Origin of the sequence: Bacillus marasmi, from assembly GCF_902168435.1 — a bacterium.
Taxonomy (GTDB): Bacteria; Bacillota; Bacilli; order Bacillales; family Cytobacillaceae; genus Bacillus_BU; species Bacillus_BU marasmi.
On sequence record NZ_LR656164.1, the window covers coordinates 149553 to 173397 of the forward strand.

A 23845-nucleotide genomic window follows, 5' to 3' on the forward strand; every position below is an offset into this window, starting at 1 on the left:
ACTAAAAAGTCAAAAAATTCTGCATTTTTAATATTCTCAATCGGAGTACCATGTTGCTTGTGGATTGGGTTTTCGTCAATATTCAGAATTTTTAGGTACTCTGCCAGAAAAAATCGGTTTAAAAAAGTTTATAGAATGTAAATGTTCAATTTCCCATTTTGTTGTTACAATTAAAACTATCATAGCTAAAAATGGGGTTATTGTTTATGAAAATTGGAATCATTGGTGGTGGCTCTATCGGGCTGCTATTTGCTTATTACTTAAATCGAGCAGCTTCTGTAACACTGTATACGAGAACCCAGGAGCAAGCTGATAAAATTAATCGAGAAGGACTATGTTTAAAATATCGCGATCATCTTCATCATACATATATTTCAGGAAAAACGGTTGATAGCTGGCAGGGGCAAGAGGATTTAACGATTATTACTGTTAAACAATATCAGCTTGAAGCTGTATTTGAAAAAATTCGCCAGCACTCTAATACAGAAGGACGATTATTATTTTTGCAAAATGGAATGGGCCATATCAAGCATCTAAAAGAAATCACGGATCGTGAGGTTTTCGTTGGCTCGGTTGAGCATGGTGCATACCGCAATAGTGAAAATATCGTTACCCATACTGGTGAGGGAGTTACAAGACTTGCGGTTATTAATGGCGATCGCTCATTTTTAGAGGGCTTTCAGATAAAAATGCCAGAGTCTTTTCCGTTTTTGATTGAAGATCATTATTATCAAATGCTCGTAAAAAAACTCATTGTTAATGCAATCATTAACCCATTAACTGCGGTTCTTAAGGTTCCAAACGGAGAGCTAATCACGAATCCTCATTACCATAAGAGTATGAAGAATCTGTTTCAGGAATTGATGAGCGTACTCGATGTTGAGCATCATGACAAGTTATTTAAACATGTACTAAATGTGTGTGAGAACACTTCAAGCAATCGCTCCTCGATGCTGAAGGATATCGAGAGTCATCAGCCGACAGAGATCGATGCAATATTAGGTTATGTGCTAGAAGAAGCAGAAAAAAAGGGAATTCAAGTTCCACTCATCGAAACATTTTATCACCTCATTAAAGGACTCAGTATTGGTAAAGGGGCGGAATAAATGTCGAGCCTTATAGCGAATGTGATTGCAGCAATCATTACAATCCCCTTATTAGGTTATATTGTCGTGTTTTCTATTAGTAAACGTATTATGAAGAATCATCGTAGAGCTTTTCATATGGCGATTGATTGGAGTACAGTATTTCTTATTTTTGCGGTTCACCATTTAATCATTGTCATTTGGGAACAGTCTTTTTTTTGGCTTCTTGCAATACTAATGATTATTGTGGCAAGTATTTTTGTTTTGCTTCATTGGAAAATGAAGAATGAAATATTGATTCTACCAATTTTAAAAGGTTTTTGGAGGATGAATTTTTTATTATTTTTTGTCGCGTATATATTTTTAATCACTTTTGGTTTGATTCAAAGATTGAGCAGTTAAAGACTATGGAATCATGATAAAGTAGGCATAGTTTTTTCCTTTTCTATTGTGAAAATGCTATACTCATTAAGGAATTATTATTGTTGTTTAGAAAGGAAGTACAAGTAAATGGAGATGTTAAATCTCTCGCTTCCGGCAAATAACCGGTTCGCAACAGAATATTTGGCGCAAACGCCTGATATAATGCAATTGTTTCATTATCAATATCAAAAGCATGCTGATTATATAGATCGAGTAAACGAGTTAGCAGGTAGGAGCTTTGATAGGGATGCTGTAGCCGAGCATATCAAACAATTTATGGCTCAATTTCCTTCTTCCAATGCTGTGGAGCATTCCTTGGCTAAGCTTAGACAGCCAAATAGTGTCGTTGTTATTGGCGGGCAACAAGCAGGTGTCCTAACAGGTCCGCTTTACTCAGTCCATAAAGTAATCTCAATTATTGCACTTGCAAAGCAAAAGGAAGCAGAGTTAGGTATCCCTGTTATTCCAATTTTTTGGATTGCTGGAGAGGATCATGATTATGCTGAAGTAAATCATATTTTTGCAGAAAACGATCAAAAAATCGAAAAAATTACTTATCCCCAAGTTGTATTAGAGAAAAAGATGGTGTCAGATATTATCCTTGATAAGGAACAATGTAATTTATGGGTTAAGAAGATTATCGAATCATTTGGTGAGACAGAACACACTAAGGAACTATTAGATTTTACTTCTAGGGCAATTGAGAAATCATCGTCAATGGTTGACTTTTTTGCGCAAATTATTATGGAAATGTTTAAGGATTTTGGCTTGTTAATTATTGATTCAGGAAATAAAGCGATTCGCAAGCTAGAGCAGGATTATTTTCAATCAATTATTAATCATAGTCAATCGTTAACACAAGCCGTACTATCTCAACAAGAAGTCATCAAACGTTTAGGTTTTTCCAACACGATCGAGATGAAAGAAAATGCTGCCAATCTTTTTTATTATGACGAGAACACAAACTCGCGAAACTTACTAGAGTACGATCAGGAAACGAAGATGTTCATCGATAAAAATTATTCCATCCAATTTTCCTTGGCTGAATTGCTGGAGATTGCCAATGAAAAACCACATTTATTAAGTAATAATGTGGTCACTCGGCCCTTGACCCAAGAGTGGCTTTTCCCAACCATTGCCTTTATCGCAGGTCCAGGTGAAATTGCTTATTGGAGTGAGCTTAAACAGGTTTTTGAAATGTTTCAAATAAAGCTCCCGCCGATTGTACCTAGACTTAATATTACCTTGCTTGAACGAACAATTGAGACTGATGCCATTGATTTAGGTCTTTCGATAGAGGAAGTGCTAAAAAATGGAGTTTCTTCATATAAGGATGAGTTTCTTCACTCCGTCAAGGATCCAGAGCTAGAACAGCACTTTTTGAAATTACGACAAGAGTTATCTGAGCATTACGAGGTTATTATTAAAAAAATTGAAGAGATTGATCGCGGCCTTGACCCATTAATTAAGAAAAATGAACAGCTTATCCAAAAGCAAATTAAGTTTTTAGAGGATAAGGTTCACGATTCAATTTATCAAAAGCATGTGGTTAAGTTGAGGAAAATTGATCGGGTTGGTAACGCGCTCAAACCAAATGGTGCACCTCAGGAGCGTATTCTTAATCCGTATTACTTCATTAATAAGTATGGCTTTGATTTGATTAAGCAATTGGTCGTACTTGATTATCAATTTGATGGGACGCATAAGCTCATTAAACTATAGGCTGTGTTAAATATGGATGTTGATTTCCGCTGCAGGCACTTCGCTTTCCATGGGGCTAACTGGGAGCCTCCTCGGCGCTTTGCGCCTGTGGGGTCTCCCATGCCAGCTACTCCTATAGGAGTCTTCGTGCCTTCCGCTTCAATCAACTTACCAAAAATCAACGCTATGCATTAACTCAACCAATTAATAAAAAGAGGACTAACTCTTAGGGAGTTAGTCCTTTTTTGTGAGGGTGGCTTTTGTTAAAAATCGACAATATTATGACGATGGTCTTGGGTATAAGAGCTTATTTTTAGTGAAAAAACAGTTAATTTAGAAAATCTTAGTTTTATTTGCTTTTTTATGGAGTTGTAGATTTCCAAAAAACATGAAAAAATCAGGGTTTTTTTAAGGTGAATCAATTTTTGTCGCAAGAAAACAATAAAAACACTGTGGAAAAACGCATTGATAAAGAAGGGATTCACTACCATGTAGAGAATACTAAAAATAAGTGGAGAAAAGTGGGGGGATGTGGTAAATTTAGATAGGAAAGTGGGGGTAGTGCATATGTTCATGGGTGAGTATCATCATAACGTTGACAACAAAGGCCGTTTGATAGTCCCTGCTAAGTTTCGTGATGATCTTGGCGAGAACTTTATTTTAACACGCGGACTCGATCAATGTTTATTTGGATACCCACTTAATGAATGGGAACTACTGGAAGAAAAGCTAAAAGGGCTTCCACTTACAAAAAAGGATGCTCGAGCTTTTACCCGATTTTTCTTTTCTGGTGCCACAGAATGTGAGCTAGATAAACAAGGTAGGATTAATATTTCCGCCCCATTGCTTCAATATGCAAACTTAGAAAAAGAATGTGTCGTTCTTGGAGTTTCTAATCGAATTGAAATTTGGAGCAAGGCACTTTGGGAAGAATACTTCTTAAAGTCCGAGGAGTCTTTTGCAGAAATTGCAGAAAATATGATCGGGTTTGATATTTAACCTCTCCAGAAGAGATTCATTAGAAAGGTGGAATGGAAATTTGATGTTTGAACACACAACAGTATTGCTGCACGAAGCAGTTGACGGATTAAACATACAACCAGATGGGATTTATGTAGACTGTACATTAGGCGGTGCTGGTCATAGTGAACTCATTCTTTCAAAGCTATCAGCTAAGGGAAGATTGTACGCCTTTGACCAGGATGAAATTGCAATTGCCCACGCCAAGGAAAAATTGGCAAAGTATGAAGATAGGCTAACTATTATTAAAAGTAATTTTTCCAACCTCAAAGAAGAGTTATTGACTTATGGTGTCACTCATGTTGATGGAGTTTTATACGATTTAGGAGTTTCATCCCCACAATTAGACACTCCTGAACGAGGCTTTAGCTATCATCATGATGCCCCTTTAGACATGCGAATGGACAAACAATCCACAATTTCAGCCTATGATGTAGTGAACTCATGGCGTTATGAAGATTTAGTCCGCATTTTCTTCCAATACGGTGAGGAAAAATTCTCTAAACAAATTGCCCGAAAAATTGAAGCGGCCCGTGAGCAGAGACCAATCGAAACTACGTTTGAATTGGTTGAGCTTATTAAAGAAGCCATTCCTGCACCGGCAAGGAGAAAAGGTGGACACCCCGCGAAAAGAATTTTCCAAGCAATTCGAATTGCAGTCAATGATGAACTAGGCGTATTTGAAAAATCTCTTCAGGATGCGATTTCGCTATTAAACCCTAGCGGTCGAATCAGCGTGATTACCTTCCATTCTTTAGAGGATCGGATTTGTAAGGTTGCATTCAAAAAAGCGAGTGACTTACCAAGTTTACCTCCTGGTTTACCGATGATTCCAAAAGAATTTGAACCGGAGCTCAAGCTTATTACGAGAAAGCCAATATTACCATCAGATGCTGAGCTTGAAGCAAATAATCGAGCTAGATCGGCAAAATTACGCATAGCAGAGAAAAATAAAAAATAATTATATACATTTCGGGAGGGAAGTAAATGAGTAACTTAGCCAAAAAGCTGCAGCAGGAGTCACAAAAAAGAACCATACAAAAAACAAAAACTGCGGTTGAGAGAAATGCTTTGTTTTCCCCTGGAGAAAAAATATTAGCCTTGCTGTTTGGAGCCTGTATTTGTATTGGTTCCGTTCAGATTGTCACAAATGCAGCTGAAATTTATCAAGTAAACAAGGGAATACAAGATGTGGAAGCGAAAATCCAAGAGCAGCAAAAGGTGAACGGTGATTTGACTGTTCAAGTGGCGGAATTAAGCACATATGAGCGGATTTGGGCAATCGCAACTAAAGAGTTGGGTTTACAATTAAACGACAATGTTAAGGTTGTGCAAGAATAATGCTTAGAAAACAACCCAATATGAATCGGGGAGCAGCGATATTATTTGTAATATTTTGCCTGCTCTTTTTTGTCTTACTTTTCCATTACATTACTATTCAAGTGTCTGGTGAAGCGAAGGGTGAATCTTTAGCAGCAAAAGCCCAACAGAAATATACAAAAGAAAGAGTCATCGAAGCCTCAAGAGGGACGATTTATGACCGGAATGAGGAAGCGATTGCCAAGGATACGACTTCCTATACAGTCGTTGCCATTTTGGATCCTAACATGACAAACGATCCGAAAAAGCCAAAGCATGTTGTTGATAAAAAAATGACTGCTGAAAAGCTTGCCAAGATACTTCCGATAAGTAAAAGCGACATTTTGGAAGCATTAAGCAAAAAGGGAAGATTTCAAGTAGAATTTGGGACAGCTGGCCGGGACATTTCTCATCAAATGAAGACAGATATAGAAGCCCTTAAGTTGCCCGGCATTACGTTTATTCGTGATAAAAAACGATTTTATCCAAATGGAGTGTTCGCCTCACATTTAGTTGGCTTCGTTGAGAAAAAAGAAAACAAAAATGGGTCTAGCACAACAGTTGGAACGTTAGGGGTTGAAAGTACATTAAATGATGTTTTGACTGGGAAAAATGGAACCTTGAACTATGAAAGCGACCTTTGGGGCTATCTACTACCAGATGGGGAAGAGAAAGTTATCCCTGCACAAAATGGGGACGATGTATTCCTAACGATTGATAAAAAAATTCAAACGTTTCTAGAAGATGCGATGAACAAGGTTGATGAAGAATATAGACCAAAAAAAATCATTGCTGTTGTGGCAGATCCTAAAACCGGTGAAATTTTGGCGATGGGACAACGTCCAACCTTTCATCCTAAAACAAGAGAAGGAATCGAAAATAGTTGGCATAATGAGGTAATTGAAAACTCTTTCGAACCTGGATCAACGATGAAAATTTTCACATTAGCTGCCGCAATTCAAGAAGGCGTTTTTAACCCGAATGAAGCCTACCAATCAGGATCTTATAAAGTAACACCGAATTCAAAGGCAATTCGAGACCATAACGGCAGTGGTTGGGGAACCATTTCATATCTTGAAGGAGTTCAACGATCATCAAACGTGGCATTTGCCAGAATTGCAAATGAAAAAATTGGATTTGAGCGATATCGTGAATATTTAACTAAATTTGGCTTTGACGAACCTACTGGAATAGATTTGCCAAATGAAACCTCTGGTAAAATTGTCTATCAGTATCCGATTGATAAAATCACGACATCTTTTGGACAAGGCTCAGCAATTACGCCAATTCAGCAAATTCAAGCAGCTACAGCAGTTGCTAATAATGGGAAAATGATGCAGCCATATGTCGTAAGTAAAATCGTAGATTCTAATACTGGTAAAATAATTAAAAGCGGTCAGCCGAAAGTAGCAGGAACACCTATTTCAGCTGAAACGGCTAAGGAAGTTCGTGACATATTAGAAACGGTCATTACCTCTCCAAAGGGGACGGGAAGTCGTTATAAAATTGACGGGTATAGTGTTGCTGGTAAAACGGGAACAGCCCAGATTCCGGGAGAGAGGGGTTATTTAACGGGAGCCTCAAACTACATCTTCTCTTTCCTAGGAATGGCACCAAAGGATGATCCAGAGCTGATTGTTTATGTTGCTGTGCAGCAGCCTGAATTAAAAAGCTATTTTGATGGGTCATTACCTGTCTCAATGATTTTTAATTCTGTTATGAAAAACAGCCTTCAATATTTAAATATTAAACCAGCGTCAATGGAAAAGGCCAAAACGAACAAATTGCCCGATTTAACAGCAACTTCGATTGACCATGCCTTGCAGGAGGTTAGTAAAAAGGGACTCGATGCAATTGTTATTGGTAATGGTGACACTGTTTTGGAGCAATATCCAGCTAAAAACACAGACGTTCTTGAAGGAGAAAAGGTGATTTTAAAAACAAATGGTGAGCTAATAATGCCTGATTTATCAGGTTGGTCTCGCCGTGAAGTGATGACACTTGCAAAAATGGCTGATTTAAAGCTAACCGTAACTGGAAATGGATTTGCGGTCGGACAAAATATTGCCCAGGGAACTCTTATAGCTAAAGATAGTTATTTAATTGTTGAGTGTAAAACACCTGCTGAAATCCAAAAGGATATGGAAGAGAAACAAAACAAAGACGAAAAAACGAATGAGGGAGAAGAAGAGGTTCATGATTGAGCCTCTTCGTTCTATTTAATGATGTACAAGCATATAAATGAACGAGCCTAATTTGGAATGGACGAATTCTCCAAGCCTATGCACGGTAGAGTCTTTGGTTAGAGATGAAGTCCGATTGAAGGAGAAGGGAGTTTCGTTCATAAATGCGTGTATCTCAAGTAACCGTTCGAAAAAGATTAGCTATCGCCCTTATTGTTGGTCTTGCCATCTTCTTAGTGATTGATTTAAGGCTCGGTTATGTTCAGTTTTTTTTAGGTGAAATATTGACGGATCGAGCAAAGGATTCGTGGAGTCGAAATATCCCATTTGAACCAAAACGAGGAGAAATTATTGATCGTAATGGAGTAGAGCTCGCTACTAATGTGAGTTCCCCTACTGTATATGTTGTCCCTCGTCAAATTGTTGACCCGGAAAAAACAGCAGAAACATTAGCCGCCGCCTTAAATATGTCCAAGGAGAAGGCGTATCAGCATATTACAAAAAAAACATCGATAGAGCGGATTCCCGAGGGGCGAAAAATATCTCACGAAAAAGCTAAGGAAATCCGTTCGCTAGGTTTAAAAGGAGTTTATATCGGCGAGGACTCAAAACGACATTATCCTTTCGGTACGTACTTGTCTCATGTATTAGGCTTTGCAGGTGCAGATAACCAAGGTTTAATGGGTTTAGAGCTTTTTTATGATAAAGAATTAAATGGAGAAAAGGGATCAGTAAAATTTTATGCAGATGCAAAAGGTAAGCGGATGAATGATATGGCGGATGACTATCAACCGCCTGAGGATGGTCTTGATTTAAAATTAACTATTGATACAAAAGTTCAAACCGTACTTGAACGGGAAATGGAAATAGCTGAAACAACCTACCAGCCAGAAGGGATTATTGCGATAGCGATGAATCCGAATACTGGAGAAATTCTCGGGATGTCAAGTCGGCCAAGCTTTGATCCTGCAAATTTTAAAAATGTTCCCCAGGAAATTTATAATCGTAATTTACCTGTTTGGAGTACGTACGAGCCAGGATCAACCTTTAAGATTATCACTTTAGCAGCAGCCTTACAAGAAGGTAAGGTGGATTTAGAGAAGGAACATTTTCATGATCCGGGGTTTGTTGAAGTTGGTGGTTCGCGGCTCAGATGTTGGAAGCGTGGCGGACATGGAGACCAGACTTTCCTTGAGGTTGTCCAAAACTCATGTAATCCGGGCTTTGTTGAATTAGGTCAAAGATTGGGGAAGGACACATTGTTTAAGTACATTAAGAATTTTGGTTTTGGTCAAAAATCAGGTATTGATTTACAAGGTGAAGGTACCGGGATTCTATTTAATTTGAAAAATGTCGGACCTGTTGAACTGGCGACAACGGCATTTGGTCAAGGGGTATCGGTAACGCCGATTCAACAGGTTGCAGCCATTTCCGCTGCAATCAACGGGGGAACACTTTATACTCCTTATATAGCCAAGGAATTAGTCGATCCTGAAACTGGAGAAATTGTTATGAAGAAAACGCCAGTCGCCAAACGAAACGTTATTTCCAAGGAAACGTCTGAGAAAGTAAGATATGCGCTTGAAAATGTTGTCGCGCAAGGATCGGGTGGTAAAGCGTTTGTTGATGGCTATCGTGTTGGTGGTAAAACGGGAACTGCACAAAAAGCGCAAAATGGACGCTATTTAGAAAATAATCATATTGTGTCCTTTATTGGCTTTGCCCCTGCTGACGACCCGCAAATTGTCGTGTATGTTGCGGTAGATAACCCAAAAGGTACAGTTCAATTTGGTAGCCAGGTATCTGCGCCTATTGTTGGGAATATTATGAAGGATGTTCTACCTGTGCTTGGGGTTGAGCCACGCAAGCAGCAAATTAATAAAAAACAAGCTTTTGGTGACGTTCCGATGATTGAGGTTCCAGATGTTGTTGGTTTTAAAAAGCACGAGCTTCGCGAATTGTTCATTAATTTGAAAATCGATTCAAATGGTGAAGGTGATACAGTTGTAAAACAATCGCCTCAGCCAGGCGTCAAAATAAAAGAAGGATCGACCATCAGGCTTTATTTTTCAAATGGTGAGTCCGACAAAAAAACTGATGATAAGCAAGAAAAGGAAAAGGCTTCCGAAAAATCAACAAAAGAAGCAAAGAAGAAAAACGCTAAAGATAAAAAAGAAGATTAACAAACAGATGAGGCGGCAAAAGGGTCATTCGCCGCCTCTTTTTTATTTATTCACCTTTTTTCAACCGAAAATTTCTTGTAGGTCGTGGCTTAATTAACCGTAATCGTGTAAAATAAAACCGCTATATTGTTAACAATGACTCTTTTTTACAAGAGCAATTCACAGTCAAATATTATACGCTAGCTTCAGCTTTTGGATGAGAGGATATGATACAAATGAAACTACATACATTGCTCCAGCATTTACATCAGCTGCAACTGTTTGATTTTCCAGATGTTGAGATTACTACAATCGAAAATGATAATCGCAAGGTTCAACAAGGCAGCTTGTTTGTGTGTATTAAAGGTTATACAGTGGATGGGCATCAGTTTGCTCATGCTGCAGTTCAAAATGGGGCAGTCGCAATACTAGCGGAAAAACCACTGGATTTACCTGTACCAGTTATTGTCGTGAAAAATACCGTGCGGGCCATGGCTGTACTAGGAGATGCCTTTTATCATCACCCTACACAAAGATTGCATTTAATTGGAATCACCGGAACGAATGGAAAAACAACAACCAGTCACTTAATTGAAAAAATCATGACGGATAACGGTAAAAAAACTGGTTTGATAGGCACCATGTATACTAAGATTGGCAACACGGTGTATGAGACGAAAAATACTACACCGGAAAGTCTGACGCTGCAAAAGTTATTTAAACAGATGGTTGATGAGCAGGTTGAAGTAGCGGTGATGGAGGTTTCCTCCCATGCATTAGACTTAGGCCGTGTTCATGGCTGTGATTATGATACTGCAGTGTTTACTAATTTAACGCAGGATCACCTTGATTATCACCAAACGATGGATGAATATAAACGAGCAAAAGGATTGCTATTTTCACAACTAGGAAATGCGTTTTCGGATAAAGCGCCAAAGTTTGCTATTTTAAATGTCGATGATGAAGCGGCTCAAGTTTACGAGAGATCAACAGCGGCACATATACTATCGTATGGAATTGATCATCCAGCTGATATCAGTGCACGGAACATTTCGATGAATGCAAGTGGGACGTCATTTGAATTAGTGACGCCACTTGGAACTGAAAAAATAACGATGAAGCTAGTTGGAAAGTTTAATATTTACAATGTGCTAGCAAGTATCGCAGTAGGACTTGTCTATGGTGTTCCGCTGCATCAAATTATTCAATCAATCGAAGCTGTCCAAGGGGTTTCCGGAAGAATGGAACTGGTTGACGAAGGGCAGTCTTACGCCGTAATTGTTGATTATGCACATACACCCGATAGCTTGGAAAATGTCCTGAAAACAATTAGACAATTTGCTAAAGAGAGGATATTTGTGATTGTAGGCTGTGGTGGTGACCGTGACCGTACAAAACGTCCGCTAATGGCAAAAATTGCGGTGCAATATGGAACTGATCCCATTTTTACTTCAGATAATCCTCGAAGTGAGGATCCACGAGAAATCCTTAATGACATGGAAGCTGGGGTCAACGGCGAACAATATCAGGTTATCGTTGATAGAAGAGAAGCGATTCATCATGCAATCAATGAGGCAAAGTCAGGTGATATCATATTAATTGCGGGTAAAGGACATGAAACTTATCAGCAAATCGGAAATCAAATTCTCTCCTTTGATGATCGTCTAGTGGCGAGAGAGGCTATAAAGGGGGAAGGTTAATGTATTTAGATTTTTCGATGATGATGCAAGTTTTTACAAAGGTAGTTGGACTGAATGATACAGAATTAAAGTTTCAGTCCATTTCTACAACAGGAAATATAGAACAGCCGAAAGGTTTATTTTTACCGGTCTTAGGAAATGGCGATGAATTGCTTAAAGCTATTAATCATGGTGCGATTGCGGCAGTTTGGGATGCAAGCATTCCTATTCCTAAGTATAAGCCGACATATTTTCCGTTCTTTTTAACGGACAATCTGCTGACGAATGTAGAAAGAATGCTAAGTTTATACAAAGAAAAAGTATTACAGGAAGAGGATGTAAAACAAATGTCCATTTTAGTAGACGTAGAACTTCTTAAAGAAAAAATCTCAACATATGATAATTCTAATCAGTTTAAGCAAATACTTCAGCACATGGAAGCGTTAGCGGCGTCAAGGAGGGGATAAAATGCTGGAGCAAGTTATATTTTTTACAATAATTATGGGTTTTTTAATCACTGTTCTTCTTTCTCCAGTATTTATTCCATTCTTGAGAAGATTGAAATTTGGACAAAGCATTCGCGAGGAAGGTCCAAAGTCGCATCAAAAGAAAACAGGAACACCAACGATGGGTGGAGTCATGATTCTCTTGTCAATCATTGTGACAACACTTGTTATGACAGGGAAATTTGCTGAGCCGACTGTCAAAACATATTTATTATTATTTGTTACTTTCGGATTTGGCTTATTAGGTTTTTTGGATGATTTTATTAAAGTTGTCATGAAGCGGAACTTAGGGCTTACTTCAAAGCAAAAAATGCTCGGACAAATCATTATTTCAGTCATTTTTTATATTGTATATAAACAAAATAACTTTTCGACAGAAGTGAATATTCCAATCATTGATTATTCCTTCGATTTAGGTTGGTTTTATATATTATTTGTAATTTTTTGGTTAGTTGGCTTTTCCAATGCCGTAAATTTAACTGATGGACTTGATGGTTTAGTTTCGGGAACAGCTGCGATTGCCTTTGGGGCTTTTGCTGTGTTGGCATGGAATCAATCGCAGTTTGAAATAGCTATATTTTCTGTTGCGGTCGTAGGGGCAGTTCTCGGCTTCTTAGTATTTAATGCCCATCCTGCTAAAGTATTCATGGGCGACACAGGTTCATTGGCGCTTGGTGGGGCCATTTGTACAATTGCGATTTTAACAAAACTGGAAATCTTGTTGATTATCATCGGTGGTGTTTTTGTTATTGAAACTCTATCGGTTATTCTTCAAGTCGCTTCATTTAAAACAACAGGAAAAAGAATTTTTCGCATGAGTCCCCTCCACCATCATTATGAATTAGTGGGTTGGTCAGAATGGCGTGTCGTTGTGACCTTCTGGACGGTTGGTTTACTGTTTGCTGTATTAGGAATCTATATTGAGGTGTGGTTATAAACATGAATAGACTTGAGAGCTATCGTCATAAGAAAGTACTAGTATTAGGTCTGGCAAAAAGTGGAGTAAGTGCCGCAGCACTTTTACACAAGCTAGGTGCCTTTGTGACCGTAAACGATATGAAACCCTTGTCAGAAAACCCTGAAGCTCAAGGTTTGCTAGAACAAGGAATTAAGGTAATATGTGGTGATCATCCGATAGAATTATTGGATGAAGGCTTTGAGTTAATCGTAAAAAACCCTGGAATCCCTTACCACAATCCGATGATTGTCGGAGCGATAGATCGCGAAATCCCGGTAATTACTGAGGTGGAACTGGCTTACCAAATTTCTGAAGCTCCGTTTATCGGGATTACAGGAACGAACGGAAAAACGACGACGACTACTCTAATTCATGAAATGTTACAAGAAGGTCAAAAGCACCCGCTTATAGCGGGTAACATCGGAACTGTTGCGTCTGGTGTTGCAGAGCTAGCTACGCAAGAGAATACGATTGTGATCGAATTATCTTCATTCCAGTTAATGGGGATTACAACTTTTAGACCGAGGATTGCTATCGTTACCAATCTTTATGATGCTCATCTTGATTATCATGGAACAAGAAAAGAATATTGGAGTGCGAAGGCGAATATTACGAAAAATCAAACAGAGGCAGATTACTTAATCGTAAATGGTGATCAAGTTCAATGTCAGGAGCTTGCTGAAGAATCTTCAGCAAAGGTTTTCTATTTTTCAACATCAAAGGTACTAGATGAAGGTGCCTATATTTCAAACGGCTGGGTCATGTGGGGACAAGAACAAGTGGTTCAATTAAAAGATATTGTTCTTCCTGGTGTACATAATTTAGAGAATATCCTATCTTCAGTTGCAGCTGCCAAGTTAAGCGGCGTATCAAATGAGGCTATTTTTCAAGTGTTAAGCACCTTTAAAGGCGTGAAGCATCGTTTACAATATATTGCAGAAGTAAAAGGCCGCAGATTTTATAATGATTCGAAAGCAACCAATATTTTAGCCACATCAAAAGCATTGTCAGCTTTTGATACACCAATTGTCCTGTTAGCAGGTGGATTGGATCGTGGAAATAGCTTTGATGAACTGATTCCATATTTGGAAAATGTTAAAGCGTTAGTTAGTTTTGGACAAACGGCAGTAAAGATTGAAGATGCAGCTATTAAGGCTGGAATAAAACAAATCAAACGGGTCGATAATGTGGAAAAGGCCGTTCCTGTTGCATTCGAGCTTTCCGAGCCTGGTGATGTTATTTTATTATCACCTGCATGCGCAAGTTGGGATCAATATAAAACTTTCGAGGTAAGAGGAGACATTTTTATTGAAGCGGTGCATAAGCTTTAATAAGAGTTTGTCCTCCTTAGACAATTCGGGAATCAGGCTCTAAACTCTCTGGTTGAGGTGTGTTACATTGCCGCAAAAAAAAACTACTCCTGATTTGTTGCTGATGATCATTACATTTACATTGCTTGCAGTTGGACTGATTATGGTCTACAGTGCCAGTGCCGTCTGGGCAGATTATAAATTTAATGATTCGTTTTTCTTTGCAAAAAGACAATTGTTGTTTGCTGGTGTTGGGATTTTTGCGATGTTTTTTATTATGAACATTGATTATTGGACCTGGAGAACATGGGCAAAGGTTTTAATTATTACTTGCTTCGTCTTGTTGATTCTTGTGCTTATTCCAGGAATCGGTAATGTCCGAAACGGCTCGCGGAGCTGGATTGGAGTTGGAGCTTTTTCGATTCAGCCATCAGAATTTATGAAGCTTGCAATGATTGCGTTTTTAGCGAAATTCCTATCCGAACGCCAAAAGCTTATCACCTCCTTTAGACTTGGGCTGGTTCCATCGTTGGCACTTGTGTTTACCGCTTTTGCGATGATAATGCTACAGCCAGATTTAGGAACAGGAACAGTAATGGTTGGAACTTGCGTAGTCATGATTTTCATTGCTGGAGCGCGAGTCAGCCACTTCGCTGGATTAGGATTATTGGGAGTTGCAGGATTTGTTGCCTTAATTATTTCAGCTCCTTATCGAATGAAACGGATTACTTCCTTCCTTGATCCATGGTCAGACCCGCTTGGAAGTGGATTCCAAATCATTCAATCGCTTTATGCGATTGGGCCAGGTGGATTGTTTGGTTTAGGTCTTGGACAAAGTCGACAAAAATTCTTCTATCTTCCCGAGCCACAAACGGATTTTATTTTCGCTATACTAGCCGAAGAACTTGGTTTTATAGGTGGATCATTCGTGTTATTGCTATTTGCGCTTTTATTATGGAGGGGAATAAGGATTGCTTTAGGTGCACCTGACCTTTACGGTAGCTTTTTAGCCGTCGGAATTATCGCGATGATTGCGATACAGGTTATGATAAATATCGGTGTTGTCACAGGATTAATGCCTGTTACAGGAATTACACTCCCATTTTTAAGCTACGGAGGTTCATCGTTAACATTAATGTTAATGGCGATTGGCGTACTCTTAAATATTAGCCGCTATGCAAGACTATAACGGGACCCTGTTCTAACAGGGTTTCTTTCATTTGTATTACAATTATATTATCTTTTTATTGAAATATTAAAAATAGCTGTTTTTATAGTAAAATTAGAAAATGACCATAAATAGACATTTATTATATCAAGCTCTGGCGCAATTTCGCGCTTTAAGCTTTTCTAAATTAGAGGTGGAAAAATGAAAATTGTTGTGAGTGGTGGAGGAACCGGAGGGCATATCTATCCTGCATTAGCGTTAATCCGTGAAATCAATAAGAATGTGAAAAATGCACAATTTTTATATATAGGAACAAAGCAAGGGTTAGAAAGTAAATTAGTACCTATGGAACAAATACCGTTTGAATCCATTCACATTACGGGGTTTAAACGAAAGCTATCATTCGAGAATGTCAAAACGATCTTTCGTTTTCTTAAGGGAGTCCGAGATAGTAAGAAGCTCCTGAAAAAGTTTAAACCGGATGTGGTCATTGGCACAGGTGGTTATGTGTGTGGTCCAGTTGTCTATGCAGCTGCAAAACTAGGGATACCAACTATTATTCATGAACAAAACAGCGTCCCCGGATTAACGAATAAGTTTTTAAGTCGTTATGTCGACCGCGTCGCGATTTGCTTTGAGGAGGCTAGACAGTTTTTTCCAGAGAATAAAGTTGTGTTAACTGGGAATCCCCGTGCCTCTGAAGTTTTAGGCCAGGATGGGGCGGTAGGAAGAGAATCAGTAGGATTATCACTCGACTTGCCAGCTGTGTTAATTTTTGGGGGAAGCCGCGGAGCTAGACCAATTAATGAGGCAGTATTGAAGTCACTCTCACAATTAGCCATAAAACCATACCAGGTTTTATACGTAACGGGAGATGTTCATTACGATAAGGTACTACAAGAAGCAGAAATTTCCGGCAACCCTGATAATGTCATTATTAAGCCCTTTATTCATAACATGCCACAAGTATTAGCCGGGATTGATTTGACAGTTTCAAGGGCAGGTGCGACGACACTCGCTGAGCTAACCTCACTAGGAGTGCCGAGCATCTTAATTCCGAGTCCTTATGTGACGAATAATCATCAAGAGAAAAATGCACGGGCACTCAGCGACCATGGTGCTGCTGAGCTACTATTAGAGACAGAATTGAATTCAACAAAGCTGATTAAAACCATCGATGATATCCTACTCGCTGAGCATAAGCTTGACGATATGAAGCATGCAGCTAAAAGATTAGGTATTCCTGACGCCGCTGACCGACTGTACGAAGTAATGAAGGAAATTACCAAACGTTAGCAAAAATAGTGCCCAGAATATCCCTTAAGCATAAACTAAATTACACCGAACCTAAGGAATGAAAGGGAGGTTGTTAAATATGAATTCGTTTTTAAATGAATTGACTGCCTTACAAATTGGCAAGGTTAAAGAAAATGAGATGCTAAGCGCTCATACGACGATGAAGATTGGTGGACCTGCGGAGATTTTTATCGAGCCTTCGTCCATTGAAAATTTACAAAAAACAATCCAACTAATACGCAAATATAATATCCCATGGCGGGCAATTGGCAGAGGTTCTAATTTGCTAGTTTCAGATCAAGGTATTGAAGGTGTTGTCATTAAATTGGGATCCGGTCTGGATCAACTAGAAGTGAACGGTGATTCCGTAAAGGTTGGCGGCGGTTTTTCACTTGTAAGCTTTGCGACGATAATATGTAAACGAGGCTTATCGGGATTGGAGTTTGCCGGGGGAATTCCAGGTTCTGTGGGTGGGGCTGTGTATATGAATGCTGGCGCCCACGGAAGCGATATTTCCAAGATTTTAACAAAGGCCCATATTCTTTTTCCAGATGGGACGATGGAATGGCTCACAAACGAGGAGATGGCTTTCTCTTATCGTACATCAGTTCTTCAAAAGAAACGCCCTGGAATTGTTGTAGAGGCAGTATTTAAGCTAAAGCCAGGGGAAAAAGAAGTCATCGTGAGTGAAATGCAAAAAAATAAAGATTATCGCAAGAAAACTCAGCCGTGGAATTATCCTTGTGCAGGAAGTATTTTTCGAAACCCGCTGCCAAATTATGCTGGCCAATTGATTGAGAAGGCCGGGTTAAAAGGCTTTATTATGGGTGGGGCAAAGGTTAGTGAAATGCATGGGAATTTTATTGTTAACAATGGAAATGCGACTGCTCAAGATGTCTTGGATTTAATCCAATATATTAAAGATAAAATTTTCGAGCTTTATCATGTCAGAATGGAAACAGAAGTTGAAATAATCGGGAAAAACTTACAGAAATGATGCCGTTAGAATCCCATATTATGTTATAATACTTTAATAGGACATAGAATGGTCTTGCTAAATAACGGCATGTTTTCGTGCCGTTGTTTTTCGCTTATAAAGTATAATCAACTACCTTTAAGAGGTGAAATATGTGGATAAAGGGAAAATTGTCTCCCTTGAAGATCGAATTCCAAAGCTCAAGGAACAGCGTAGGAGAAAAGCGAATAAACGATTAACGATCCTTTTATTTTTTTTCTTTTTGCTTATGAGCTGTATTATTTATTTTCAATCTCCTTTAAGTCATGTAAGAAACATATATGTTAAAGGTAATGAGGTTTATTCTTCAGAAGATATCGAGGAACTTTCAGGGTTGACGAAAAAAACAAATATTTGGAAGGTCAATGAAAAACTTGTCGAAGATAACTTGCGTAAGTTACCTGAGATAAAGGCCGTATCAGTACAAGTTCAATTGCCTTCATCTGTGACGATAAAATTAGAAGAGCATAAACAAATTGCCTATATCAATAAGGGTGATCACTATTCACCTGTTTTAGAAAATGGAGAAATCTTACCTGCTATGCAGCGTGGGGCTTTTCCAGTGCAGGCACCGATATTAGTCGGTTTTTCAAAAGGCAAGGTATTGAATAAGATGATTGACGGACTTGAAAACCTACCCTCTGGAATTGTAAACTCCATTTCTGAGATACAGTATTCACCTAAAGAGACTGATGAATATAGCGTCAAGTTATTTATGAATGATGGTTATGAGGTTCACGCAACCTTGAGAAGCTTCCAGAAAAAAATGGCTCACTATCCATCCATCATAAGTCAATTAAATCCTGAAGAAAAGGGAATCATCGACCTAGAGGTTGGTTCCTACTTTAAAGCTTTTAAACAGGAAGGAACTGAAGAAGTTGAAGATGCCGGTGAAGCTGAAGGGTAAGCATGTCATACTTTCTTTAGTCTGCTTAGTATTAGGATTTATGATTGCTTATTCATATCAAAGAACCCAAATCGAAAATGAACAGGCAAAAATTCCGGACAAGCAGTGGCAAAGAAATTTAGATTTACGGAATCAATTAATTCAGCAAGAGGAAATGAACCGAAAGCTGCAACAGGAATTGACAAAAAAACAGCAGCAGGTTTTAAAAATAGAAAAAGAATTGTCATCAGAAGCACAGGTGTTTTTTAACTTAGCTGAAGACACCGAAAAATACCGGATGTTTCTCGGTAAGGTAAAGGTTAAGGGGAAAGGCGTGGAAGTGACATTATCGGATGGTGATTACAATCCGAAGGAAGAAAATGTCAATAATTATATTGTTCATGAACAACATGTATTTAAGGTTATTAATGAATTATATATTTCCGGGGCATCAGCAGTAGCGATTAACGGACAAAGGTTATCTTCTAATTCCTATATCGTTTGTAATGGTCCTGTTATCACCGTTGATGGGACTCAACAACCTGCACCGTTCGTCATCTCAGCAATTGGTGATTCAGACGTGTTGAGTGCAGCTCTAAATTTAACTGGTGGAATTAAAGACCAATTAGTTAATGATAATATTGTCGTTAAAATTGAAAAGAAGGAAACTGTTGTATTAGAGCCGATTTTAGGCAGCTAATCAACAGGAGATATCAATTATGAAATATTTAAATTTTACTGCAATAGCCGTAATTATAGGTCTTATGCTGGCAATCCAATTTCAGACTATCAAAGAACCAGTCGAACGTGATACTCGTGATACTTGGCAGTTACAAGAGGATTTATTAAAAGAAAAAGAAGTCTACTCAAAGCTTCTTCAAGAAATCCGTTCCAACGAAGAAAAACTCGCCAAATATGAAACTGAACGAAACCACAGCAAAGAACTTGTATTGCGTGAAACACTGGAGGAATTGAAAACACAGGTTGGTTTAACGGAGGTTACTGGTCCGGGGATTATTCTTGTCATTGAACAAGCCTATGAGGATCCTTCTTTCGGTGGGGATGTTCCAGAGATTTCTCCTGAATCGCTGCAACGTTTAGTGAATGAACTAAATATGAATGGTGCTATGTATATTTCTATCGAAGGAAACCGACTTATCAATACTTCTGTCATTCGTGATATTAATGGAGTGACAAAAGTAGATGGCCGATCACTTAAAGATTTTCCAATTGAAATAAAAGTTATTGCCGAAAACAAAAAAAATACTGAAAAACTATATAACAGAATGCAAGCCTCACAAGCTGCAGAGGAATTGTATAAGTTTGACAGTTTGCGGGTGAATGTCTCTAAGCCAACAAATGATATTACGATACCAGCATATGAAGATAGCATAAGAATAAAGAATATGGAACCAGTGGAATCTGAAAAAGGAGGCAGTAAATAAGATGTGGCTTCCGATCCTGGGGTTGATAGTCGGAGTGATTCTTGGACTGCTTACCGATATCCGAATCCCTGATGAATACGCGAATTATTTATCCATAGCTGTACTCGCAGCACTTGATACTTTGTTTGGTGGAATTAGGGCACATTTGCAAAACATTTATGATGAAAAAGTTTTTGTGTCCGGATTTTTTTTCAATATACTTTTAGCTGCAAGTTTGGCTTTTCTGGGTGTACATCTTGGTGTAGACTTGTATTTAGCAGCAGTTTTTGCTTTTGGTGTCAGACTGTTCCAAAATATTGCCGTCATTAGGCGAATATTATTGACAAAATGGTCAACACCACGAGAAAAAATAGAAAAAAATTGAATTATAAAAAAGGGAATAATTATGTTGTGACGAATAATTCTATAATATATTCTGTTTCAACTGAAAAATTTGTTGTTCAATAACAGAAATTGCGAAAAGGAGGTGCCAATGAATGAACAGCAATGAAATATATGTAAGTCTTGACATCGGTACATCCAGTGTAAAAGTTATCATTGGTGATATGGTCAACGACTCCTTAAATATTATTGGTGTTGGCAATGTGAAGTCCGAGGGTTTAAGAAAGGGCTCCATTGTGGATATAGATGATACCGTTCATTCAATAAAACGTGCGATTGAACAGGCAGAGCGAATGATCGGCATGGAAATTAGACAAGTAATCGTAGGTGTTACCGGTAACCATGTTTCATTGCAGCCATGCCATGGTGTAGTGGCTGTATCAAGTGATAATCGTGAAATATCTGATGTGGATGTGGCACGTGTCATTGAAGCAGCACAAGTAATCTCAATTCCGCCAGAAAGAGAAATCATTGACGTTATTCCAAAACAATTTATCGTAGACGGACTTGATGAAATTACTGACCCTCGTGGAATGATTGGGGTCCGCCTTGAAATGGAAGGGACAATTATTACCGGATCAAAAACGATCCTACATAATACACTTCGTTGTGTTGAACGTGCGGGATTGGATATTCTGGATATTACTCTCCACCCTTTGGCAGCAGGTTCCTTTGCTTTATCAAAAGACGAAAAAAGTTTAGGTGTAGCATTAGTTGACATTGGTGGTGGTTCTACAACCATTGCGATTTTCGAAAATGGTTATCTCCAAGCAACAAGTGTTCTCCCAGTTGGTGGCGACCATATTACGAAAGATATTTCGGTAGGTCTTCGTACTACAACCGAGGATGCTGAGAAAATTAAAATTAAATATGGTCATGCATTTTATGATCATGCATCTGAAGAGGAAGTTTTCAGTGTACCAACCATTGGCAGTGATCAACAGCAGCAATTTAACCAAGTTGAATTATCCGATATCATTGAAGCTCGAATGGAAGAAATATATGAGTTAGTTCAAGCTGAAATCAGAAGATTAGGTTTTTCTGACCTTCCCGGGGGAATAGTATTAACCGGAGGAGTAGCGAATATGCAAGGTGTTTTGGAACTGGCCCAGGCTATTTTTCAAAATAGAGTAAGAATGGCAATACCTGATTATATTGGTGTTCGTGAACCACAATATACGACCGCTGTTGGTTTAATCCAATTCGCCTATAAAAATGCTAGATTAAAAGGAAGAAAGCACGACCGAGAGGGTCATGATATAATGGAAAAGCGTGTTCAAAAGCAGCCGCAACCGAAATCAAAGCCAGAAAAGCAACAATCAGAGGAAAAAATGTCAACTAGAATGAAAAAGTTCCTTGGGTACTTTTTTGAGTAAACGGCTATCACGAATACGACGAATTAGGAGGATTTGTCATGTTGGAGTTTGATACAAATTTAGATCAACTAGCTACAATAAAAGTCATCGGCGTTGGTGGCGGCGGAAACAATGCGGTAAATCGAATGATTGAGCATGGTGTTCAAGGTGTTGACTTTATTGCAGTTAATACTGATGCTCAAGCATTAAATTTATCAAAAGCAGAAATCAAAATGCAAATTGGTGGAAAATTGACTCGTGGACTAGGAGCGGGTGCTAATCCTGAAGTTGGGAAAAAAGCAGCCGAAGAAAGTCGCGAACAAATAGAAGAAGCTTTAAAAGGTGCTGATATGGTCTTTGTTACTGCCGGTATGGGTGGTGGAACAGGAACAGGTGCAGCACCAGTAATAGCGCAAATTGCCCGTGAATTAGGGGCACTAACTGTAGGTGTTGTAACTCGCCCATTTACCTTTGAAGGTAAGAAGCGTGCCTCACAAGCAGCTGGTGGTATTTCTGCTATGAAGGAAGCTGTCGATACACTGATTGTTATTCCAAATGATCGCTTATTAGAAATTGTTGATAAGAGTACTCCGATGCTAGAAGCGTTCCGTGAAGCGGATAATGTACTTCGCCAAGGGGTACAAGGTATATCTGACTTAATTGCTGTACCGGGGTTAATTAACCTTGACTTTGCCGACGTAAAAACAATCATGTCCTCTAAAGGTTCTGCATTGATGGGTATCGGTGTAGCATCAGGTGAGAATCGTGCAACTGAAGCAGCTAAAAAAGCCATTTCATCTCCATTACTAGAAACTTCTATTGATGGTGCACAAGGTGTGCTAATGAATATCACAGGTGGAACAAATTTAAGCCTTTATGAAGTTCAGGAAGCAGCCGATATCGTTGCAACCGCTTCTGATCAGGAAGTGAATATGATTTTTGGTTCTGTTATTAACGAGAACTTAAAAGACGAAATTGTTGTAACAGTCATTGCAACAGGTTTTAACGAAGAAGTTATTCAACCTAAAATGACTCGTCCAGCGTTTGGTGGAGTTAAGCCAGGTTTAAATTCAATTAAGCGCGAACCAAAACGAGAAGAAACTCAAACTGAAGCACCTCGTCCAGTTCAAACGCAGCAAACAACTGAGGATACATTAGATATCCCAACGTTCTTAAGAAATCGCAATCGTAGACGTTAATTTTATATGATAAAAAAACAAGGTCATAATCTGGCCTTGTTTTTTTATGCTCAATGAGGGCTATTGGCTACTTCGTTTACAATGGTCCCCACAAACCACATAGTCAATGGGAGCGATTGGCTACATAATTTGCACTGGTCCCCGCAAACCACGTAGTCAATGGGGTCGATTGGCTACATAATTTGCACTGGTCCCCGCAAACCACGTAGTCAATGGGGTCTATTGGCTACATAATTTGCACTGTCCCCCGCAAACCACGTAGTCAATGGGAGCGATTGGCTACATAATTTGCACTGGTCCCCGCAAACCACGTAGTCAATGGGGTCGATTGGCTACATAATTTGCACTGGTCCCCGCAAACCACGTAGTCAATGGGGTCTATTGGCTACATAATTTGCACTGTCCCCCGCAAACCACGTAGTCAATGGGAGCGATTGGCTACATAATTTGCACTGGTCCCCGCAAACCACGTAGTCAATGGGGTCGATTGGCTACATAATTTGCACTGGTCCCCGCAAACCACGTAGTCAATGGGGTCTATTGGCTGCTTAATTTGCACTGTCCCCCGCAAACCACGTAGTCAATGGGGTCTATTGGCTACTTAATTTGCACTGTCCCCGCAAACCACGTAGTCAATGGGGTCTATTGGCTGCTTAATTTGCACTGTCCCCCGCAAACCACGTAGTCAATGGGAGCGATTGGCTACTTAATTTG

At 39.0% G+C, this 23845-nt stretch carries 20 protein-coding genes and 1 pseudogene; all 21 read left to right on the forward strand.

Going from position 1 to position 23845, the window contains the following annotated elements; genetic code table 11:
- Window positions 1–206 precede the first annotated feature (206 nt).
- On the forward strand, window positions 207–1106 hold the full coding sequence (locus FXW34_RS00785) for a 2-dehydropantoate 2-reductase (protein ID WP_147531915.1): 900 nt from the start codon (window positions 207–209) through the stop codon (window positions 1104–1106).
- Window positions 1107–1487: a DUF3397 domain-containing protein gene (locus tag FXW34_RS00790; protein ID WP_147531917.1), complete on the forward strand. Its 381-nt coding sequence runs from the start codon at window positions 1107–1109 to the stop codon at window positions 1485–1487. It abuts the gene before it with no gap.
- Window positions 1488–1595: 108 nt separating this feature from the next.
- On the forward strand, window positions 1596–3230 hold the full coding sequence (gene bshC / locus FXW34_RS00795; protein ID WP_147531919.1) for a bacillithiol biosynthesis cysteine-adding enzyme BshC: 1635 nt from the start codon (window positions 1596–1598) through the stop codon (window positions 3228–3230).
- A 546-nt stretch (window positions 3231–3776) separates the two neighbouring features.
- A complete protein-coding gene (gene mraZ / locus FXW34_RS00800) occupies window positions 3777–4208 on the forward strand; it encodes a division/cell wall cluster transcriptional repressor MraZ (protein WP_147531921.1) in 432 nt (143 codons plus the stop codon).
- 43 nt (window positions 4209–4251) lie between these two features.
- Window positions 4252–5190 carry a 16S rRNA (cytosine(1402)-N(4))-methyltransferase RsmH gene (gene rsmH / locus FXW34_RS00805; RefSeq protein ID WP_147532328.1) on the forward strand — a complete coding sequence of 313 codons (939 nt, stop codon included), beginning with the start codon at window positions 4252–4254 and terminating at the stop codon, window positions 5188–5190.
- A gap of 26 nt (window positions 5191–5216) precedes the next feature.
- A complete protein-coding gene (gene ftsL / locus FXW34_RS00810; protein WP_147531923.1) occupies window positions 5217–5570 on the forward strand; it encodes a cell division protein FtsL in 354 nt (117 codons plus the stop codon).
- A complete protein-coding gene (locus FXW34_RS00815; RefSeq protein ID WP_147531925.1) occupies window positions 5570–7792 on the forward strand; it encodes a penicillin-binding protein in 2223 nt (740 codons plus the stop codon). Before ftsL ends, FXW34_RS00815 begins: the two co-directional genes overlap by 1 nt.
- A 143-nt stretch (window positions 7793–7935) precedes the next feature.
- Window positions 7936–9846 (forward strand): annotated as a pseudogene (locus FXW34_RS00820) (stage V sporulation protein D); the annotation flags it as partial.
- 323 nt (window positions 9847–10169) lie between these two features.
- The gene (locus FXW34_RS00825) at window positions 10170–11633 is read left to right on the forward strand and encodes a UDP-N-acetylmuramoyl-L-alanyl-D-glutamate--2,6-diaminopimelate ligase (protein WP_147532329.1); all 1464 of its coding nucleotides are present in this window, start codon (window positions 10170–10172) and stop codon (window positions 11631–11633) included.
- Window positions 11633–12079, forward strand: a complete 447-nt coding sequence (locus tag FXW34_RS00830) for a hypothetical protein (RefSeq protein ID WP_147531929.1) — start codon at window positions 11633–11635, stop codon at window positions 12077–12079. Before FXW34_RS00825 ends, FXW34_RS00830 begins: the two co-directional genes overlap by 1 nt.
- A 1-nt stretch (window position 12080) precedes the next feature.
- A complete protein-coding gene (gene mraY, locus FXW34_RS00835; protein ID WP_147531931.1) occupies window positions 12081–13055 on the forward strand; it encodes a phospho-N-acetylmuramoyl-pentapeptide-transferase in 975 nt (324 codons plus the stop codon).
- Window positions 13056–13057: 2 nt separating this feature from the next.
- Window positions 13058–14407, forward strand: a complete 1350-nt coding sequence (gene murD / locus FXW34_RS00840; RefSeq protein WP_147531933.1) for a UDP-N-acetylmuramoyl-L-alanine--D-glutamate ligase — start codon at window positions 13058–13060, stop codon at window positions 14405–14407.
- Window positions 14408–14474: 67 nt separating this feature from the next.
- Window positions 14475–15575 carry a stage V sporulation protein E gene (gene spoVE, locus FXW34_RS00845; protein WP_147531935.1) on the forward strand — a complete coding sequence of 367 codons (1101 nt, stop codon included), beginning with the start codon at window positions 14475–14477 and terminating at the stop codon, window positions 15573–15575.
- Between the two features lie 180 nt (window positions 15576–15755).
- Window positions 15756–16850, forward strand: coding sequence for an undecaprenyldiphospho-muramoylpentapeptide beta-N-acetylglucosaminyltransferase (gene murG / locus FXW34_RS00850; RefSeq protein WP_147531937.1), 1095 nt, complete (start codon window positions 15756–15758; stop codon window positions 16848–16850).
- Between the two features lie 79 nt (window positions 16851–16929).
- Window positions 16930–17847, forward strand: coding sequence for a UDP-N-acetylmuramate dehydrogenase (gene murB, locus FXW34_RS00855; protein WP_147531939.1), 918 nt, complete (start codon window positions 16930–16932; stop codon window positions 17845–17847).
- A gap of 133 nt (window positions 17848–17980) precedes the next feature.
- Complete coding sequence (locus tag FXW34_RS00860; RefSeq protein WP_147531941.1) at window positions 17981–18772, forward strand: cell division protein FtsQ/DivIB; 792 nt, start codon at window positions 17981–17983, stop codon at window positions 18770–18772.
- A complete protein-coding gene (locus FXW34_RS00865; RefSeq protein ID WP_147531943.1) occupies window positions 18750–19451 on the forward strand; it encodes a DUF881 domain-containing protein in 702 nt (233 codons plus the stop codon). The genes FXW34_RS00860 and FXW34_RS00865 overlap by 23 nt, the downstream gene beginning before the upstream one ends.
- A 19-nt stretch (window positions 19452–19470) precedes the next feature.
- Entirely contained in the window at window positions 19471–20196 is a 726-nt protein-coding gene (locus FXW34_RS00870) for a DUF881 domain-containing protein (protein WP_187118792.1), read from the forward strand.
- A gap of 1 nt (window position 20197) precedes the next feature.
- Entirely contained in the window at window positions 20198–20560 is a 363-nt protein-coding gene (locus FXW34_RS00875; RefSeq protein ID WP_147531947.1) for a small basic family protein, read from the forward strand.
- A gap of 112 nt (window positions 20561–20672) precedes the next feature.
- Window positions 20673–21953, forward strand: coding sequence for a cell division protein FtsA (ftsA, locus tag FXW34_RS00880; RefSeq protein ID WP_147531949.1), 1281 nt, complete (start codon window positions 20673–20675; stop codon window positions 21951–21953).
- Between the two features lie 38 nt (window positions 21954–21991).
- Complete coding sequence (ftsZ, locus tag FXW34_RS00885) at window positions 21992–23131, forward strand: cell division protein FtsZ (protein WP_147531951.1); 1140 nt, start codon at window positions 21992–21994, stop codon at window positions 23129–23131.
- Window positions 23132–23845 lie beyond the last annotated feature (714 nt).

Excerpts from the sequence above, each read along its gene's own strand:
- FXW34_RS00825 (WP_147532329.1), top strand. The coding sequence starts at position 10,170 with ATGAAACTACATACATTGCTCCAGCATTTACATCAGCTGCAACTGTTT.
- murG (WP_147531937.1), top strand. The coding sequence starts at position 15,756 with ATGAAAATTGTTGTGAGTGGTGGAGGAACCGGAGGGCATATCTATCCT.
- murD (WP_147531933.1), top strand. The coding sequence starts at position 13,058 with ATGAATAGACTTGAGAGCTATCGTCATAAGAAAGTACTAGTATTAGGT.
- murB (WP_147531939.1), top strand. The coding sequence starts at position 16,930 with ATGAATTCGTTTTTAAATGAATTGACTGCCTTACAAATTGGCAAGGTT.
- bshC (WP_147531919.1), top strand. The coding sequence starts at position 1,596 with ATGGAGATGTTAAATCTCTCGCTTCCGGCAAATAACCGGTTCGCAACA.
- FXW34_RS00830 (WP_147531929.1), top strand. The coding sequence starts at position 11,633 with ATGTATTTAGATTTTTCGATGATGATGCAAGTTTTTACAAAGGTAGTT.
- FXW34_RS00785 (WP_147531915.1), top strand. The coding sequence starts at position 207 with ATGAAAATTGGAATCATTGGTGGTGGCTCTATCGGGCTGCTATTTGCT.
- FXW34_RS00870 (WP_187118792.1), top strand. The coding sequence starts at position 19,471 with ATGAAATATTTAAATTTTACTGCAATAGCCGTAATTATAGGTCTTATG.
- ftsA (WP_147531949.1), top strand. The coding sequence starts at position 20,673 with ATGAACAGCAATGAAATATATGTAAGTCTTGACATCGGTACATCCAGT.
- mraZ (WP_147531921.1), top strand. The coding sequence starts at position 3,777 with ATGTTCATGGGTGAGTATCATCATAACGTTGACAACAAAGGCCGTTTG.
- rsmH (WP_147532328.1), top strand. The coding sequence starts at position 4,252 with ATGTTTGAACACACAACAGTATTGCTGCACGAAGCAGTTGACGGATTA.
- mraY (WP_147531931.1), top strand. The coding sequence starts at position 12,081 with ATGCTGGAGCAAGTTATATTTTTTACAATAATTATGGGTTTTTTAATC.
- FXW34_RS00875 (WP_147531947.1), top strand. The coding sequence starts at position 20,198 with ATGTGGCTTCCGATCCTGGGGTTGATAGTCGGAGTGATTCTTGGACTG.
- FXW34_RS00865 (WP_147531943.1), top strand. The coding sequence starts at position 18,750 with ATGCCGGTGAAGCTGAAGGGTAAGCATGTCATACTTTCTTTAGTCTGC.
- ftsZ (WP_147531951.1), top strand. The coding sequence starts at position 21,992 with ATGTTGGAGTTTGATACAAATTTAGATCAACTAGCTACAATAAAAGTC.
- FXW34_RS00790 (WP_147531917.1), top strand. The coding sequence starts at position 1,107 with ATGTCGAGCCTTATAGCGAATGTGATTGCAGCAATCATTACAATCCCC.
- FXW34_RS00815 (WP_147531925.1), top strand. The coding sequence starts at position 5,570 with ATGCTTAGAAAACAACCCAATATGAATCGGGGAGCAGCGATATTATTT.
- ftsL (WP_147531923.1), top strand. The coding sequence starts at position 5,217 with ATGAGTAACTTAGCCAAAAAGCTGCAGCAGGAGTCACAAAAAAGAACC.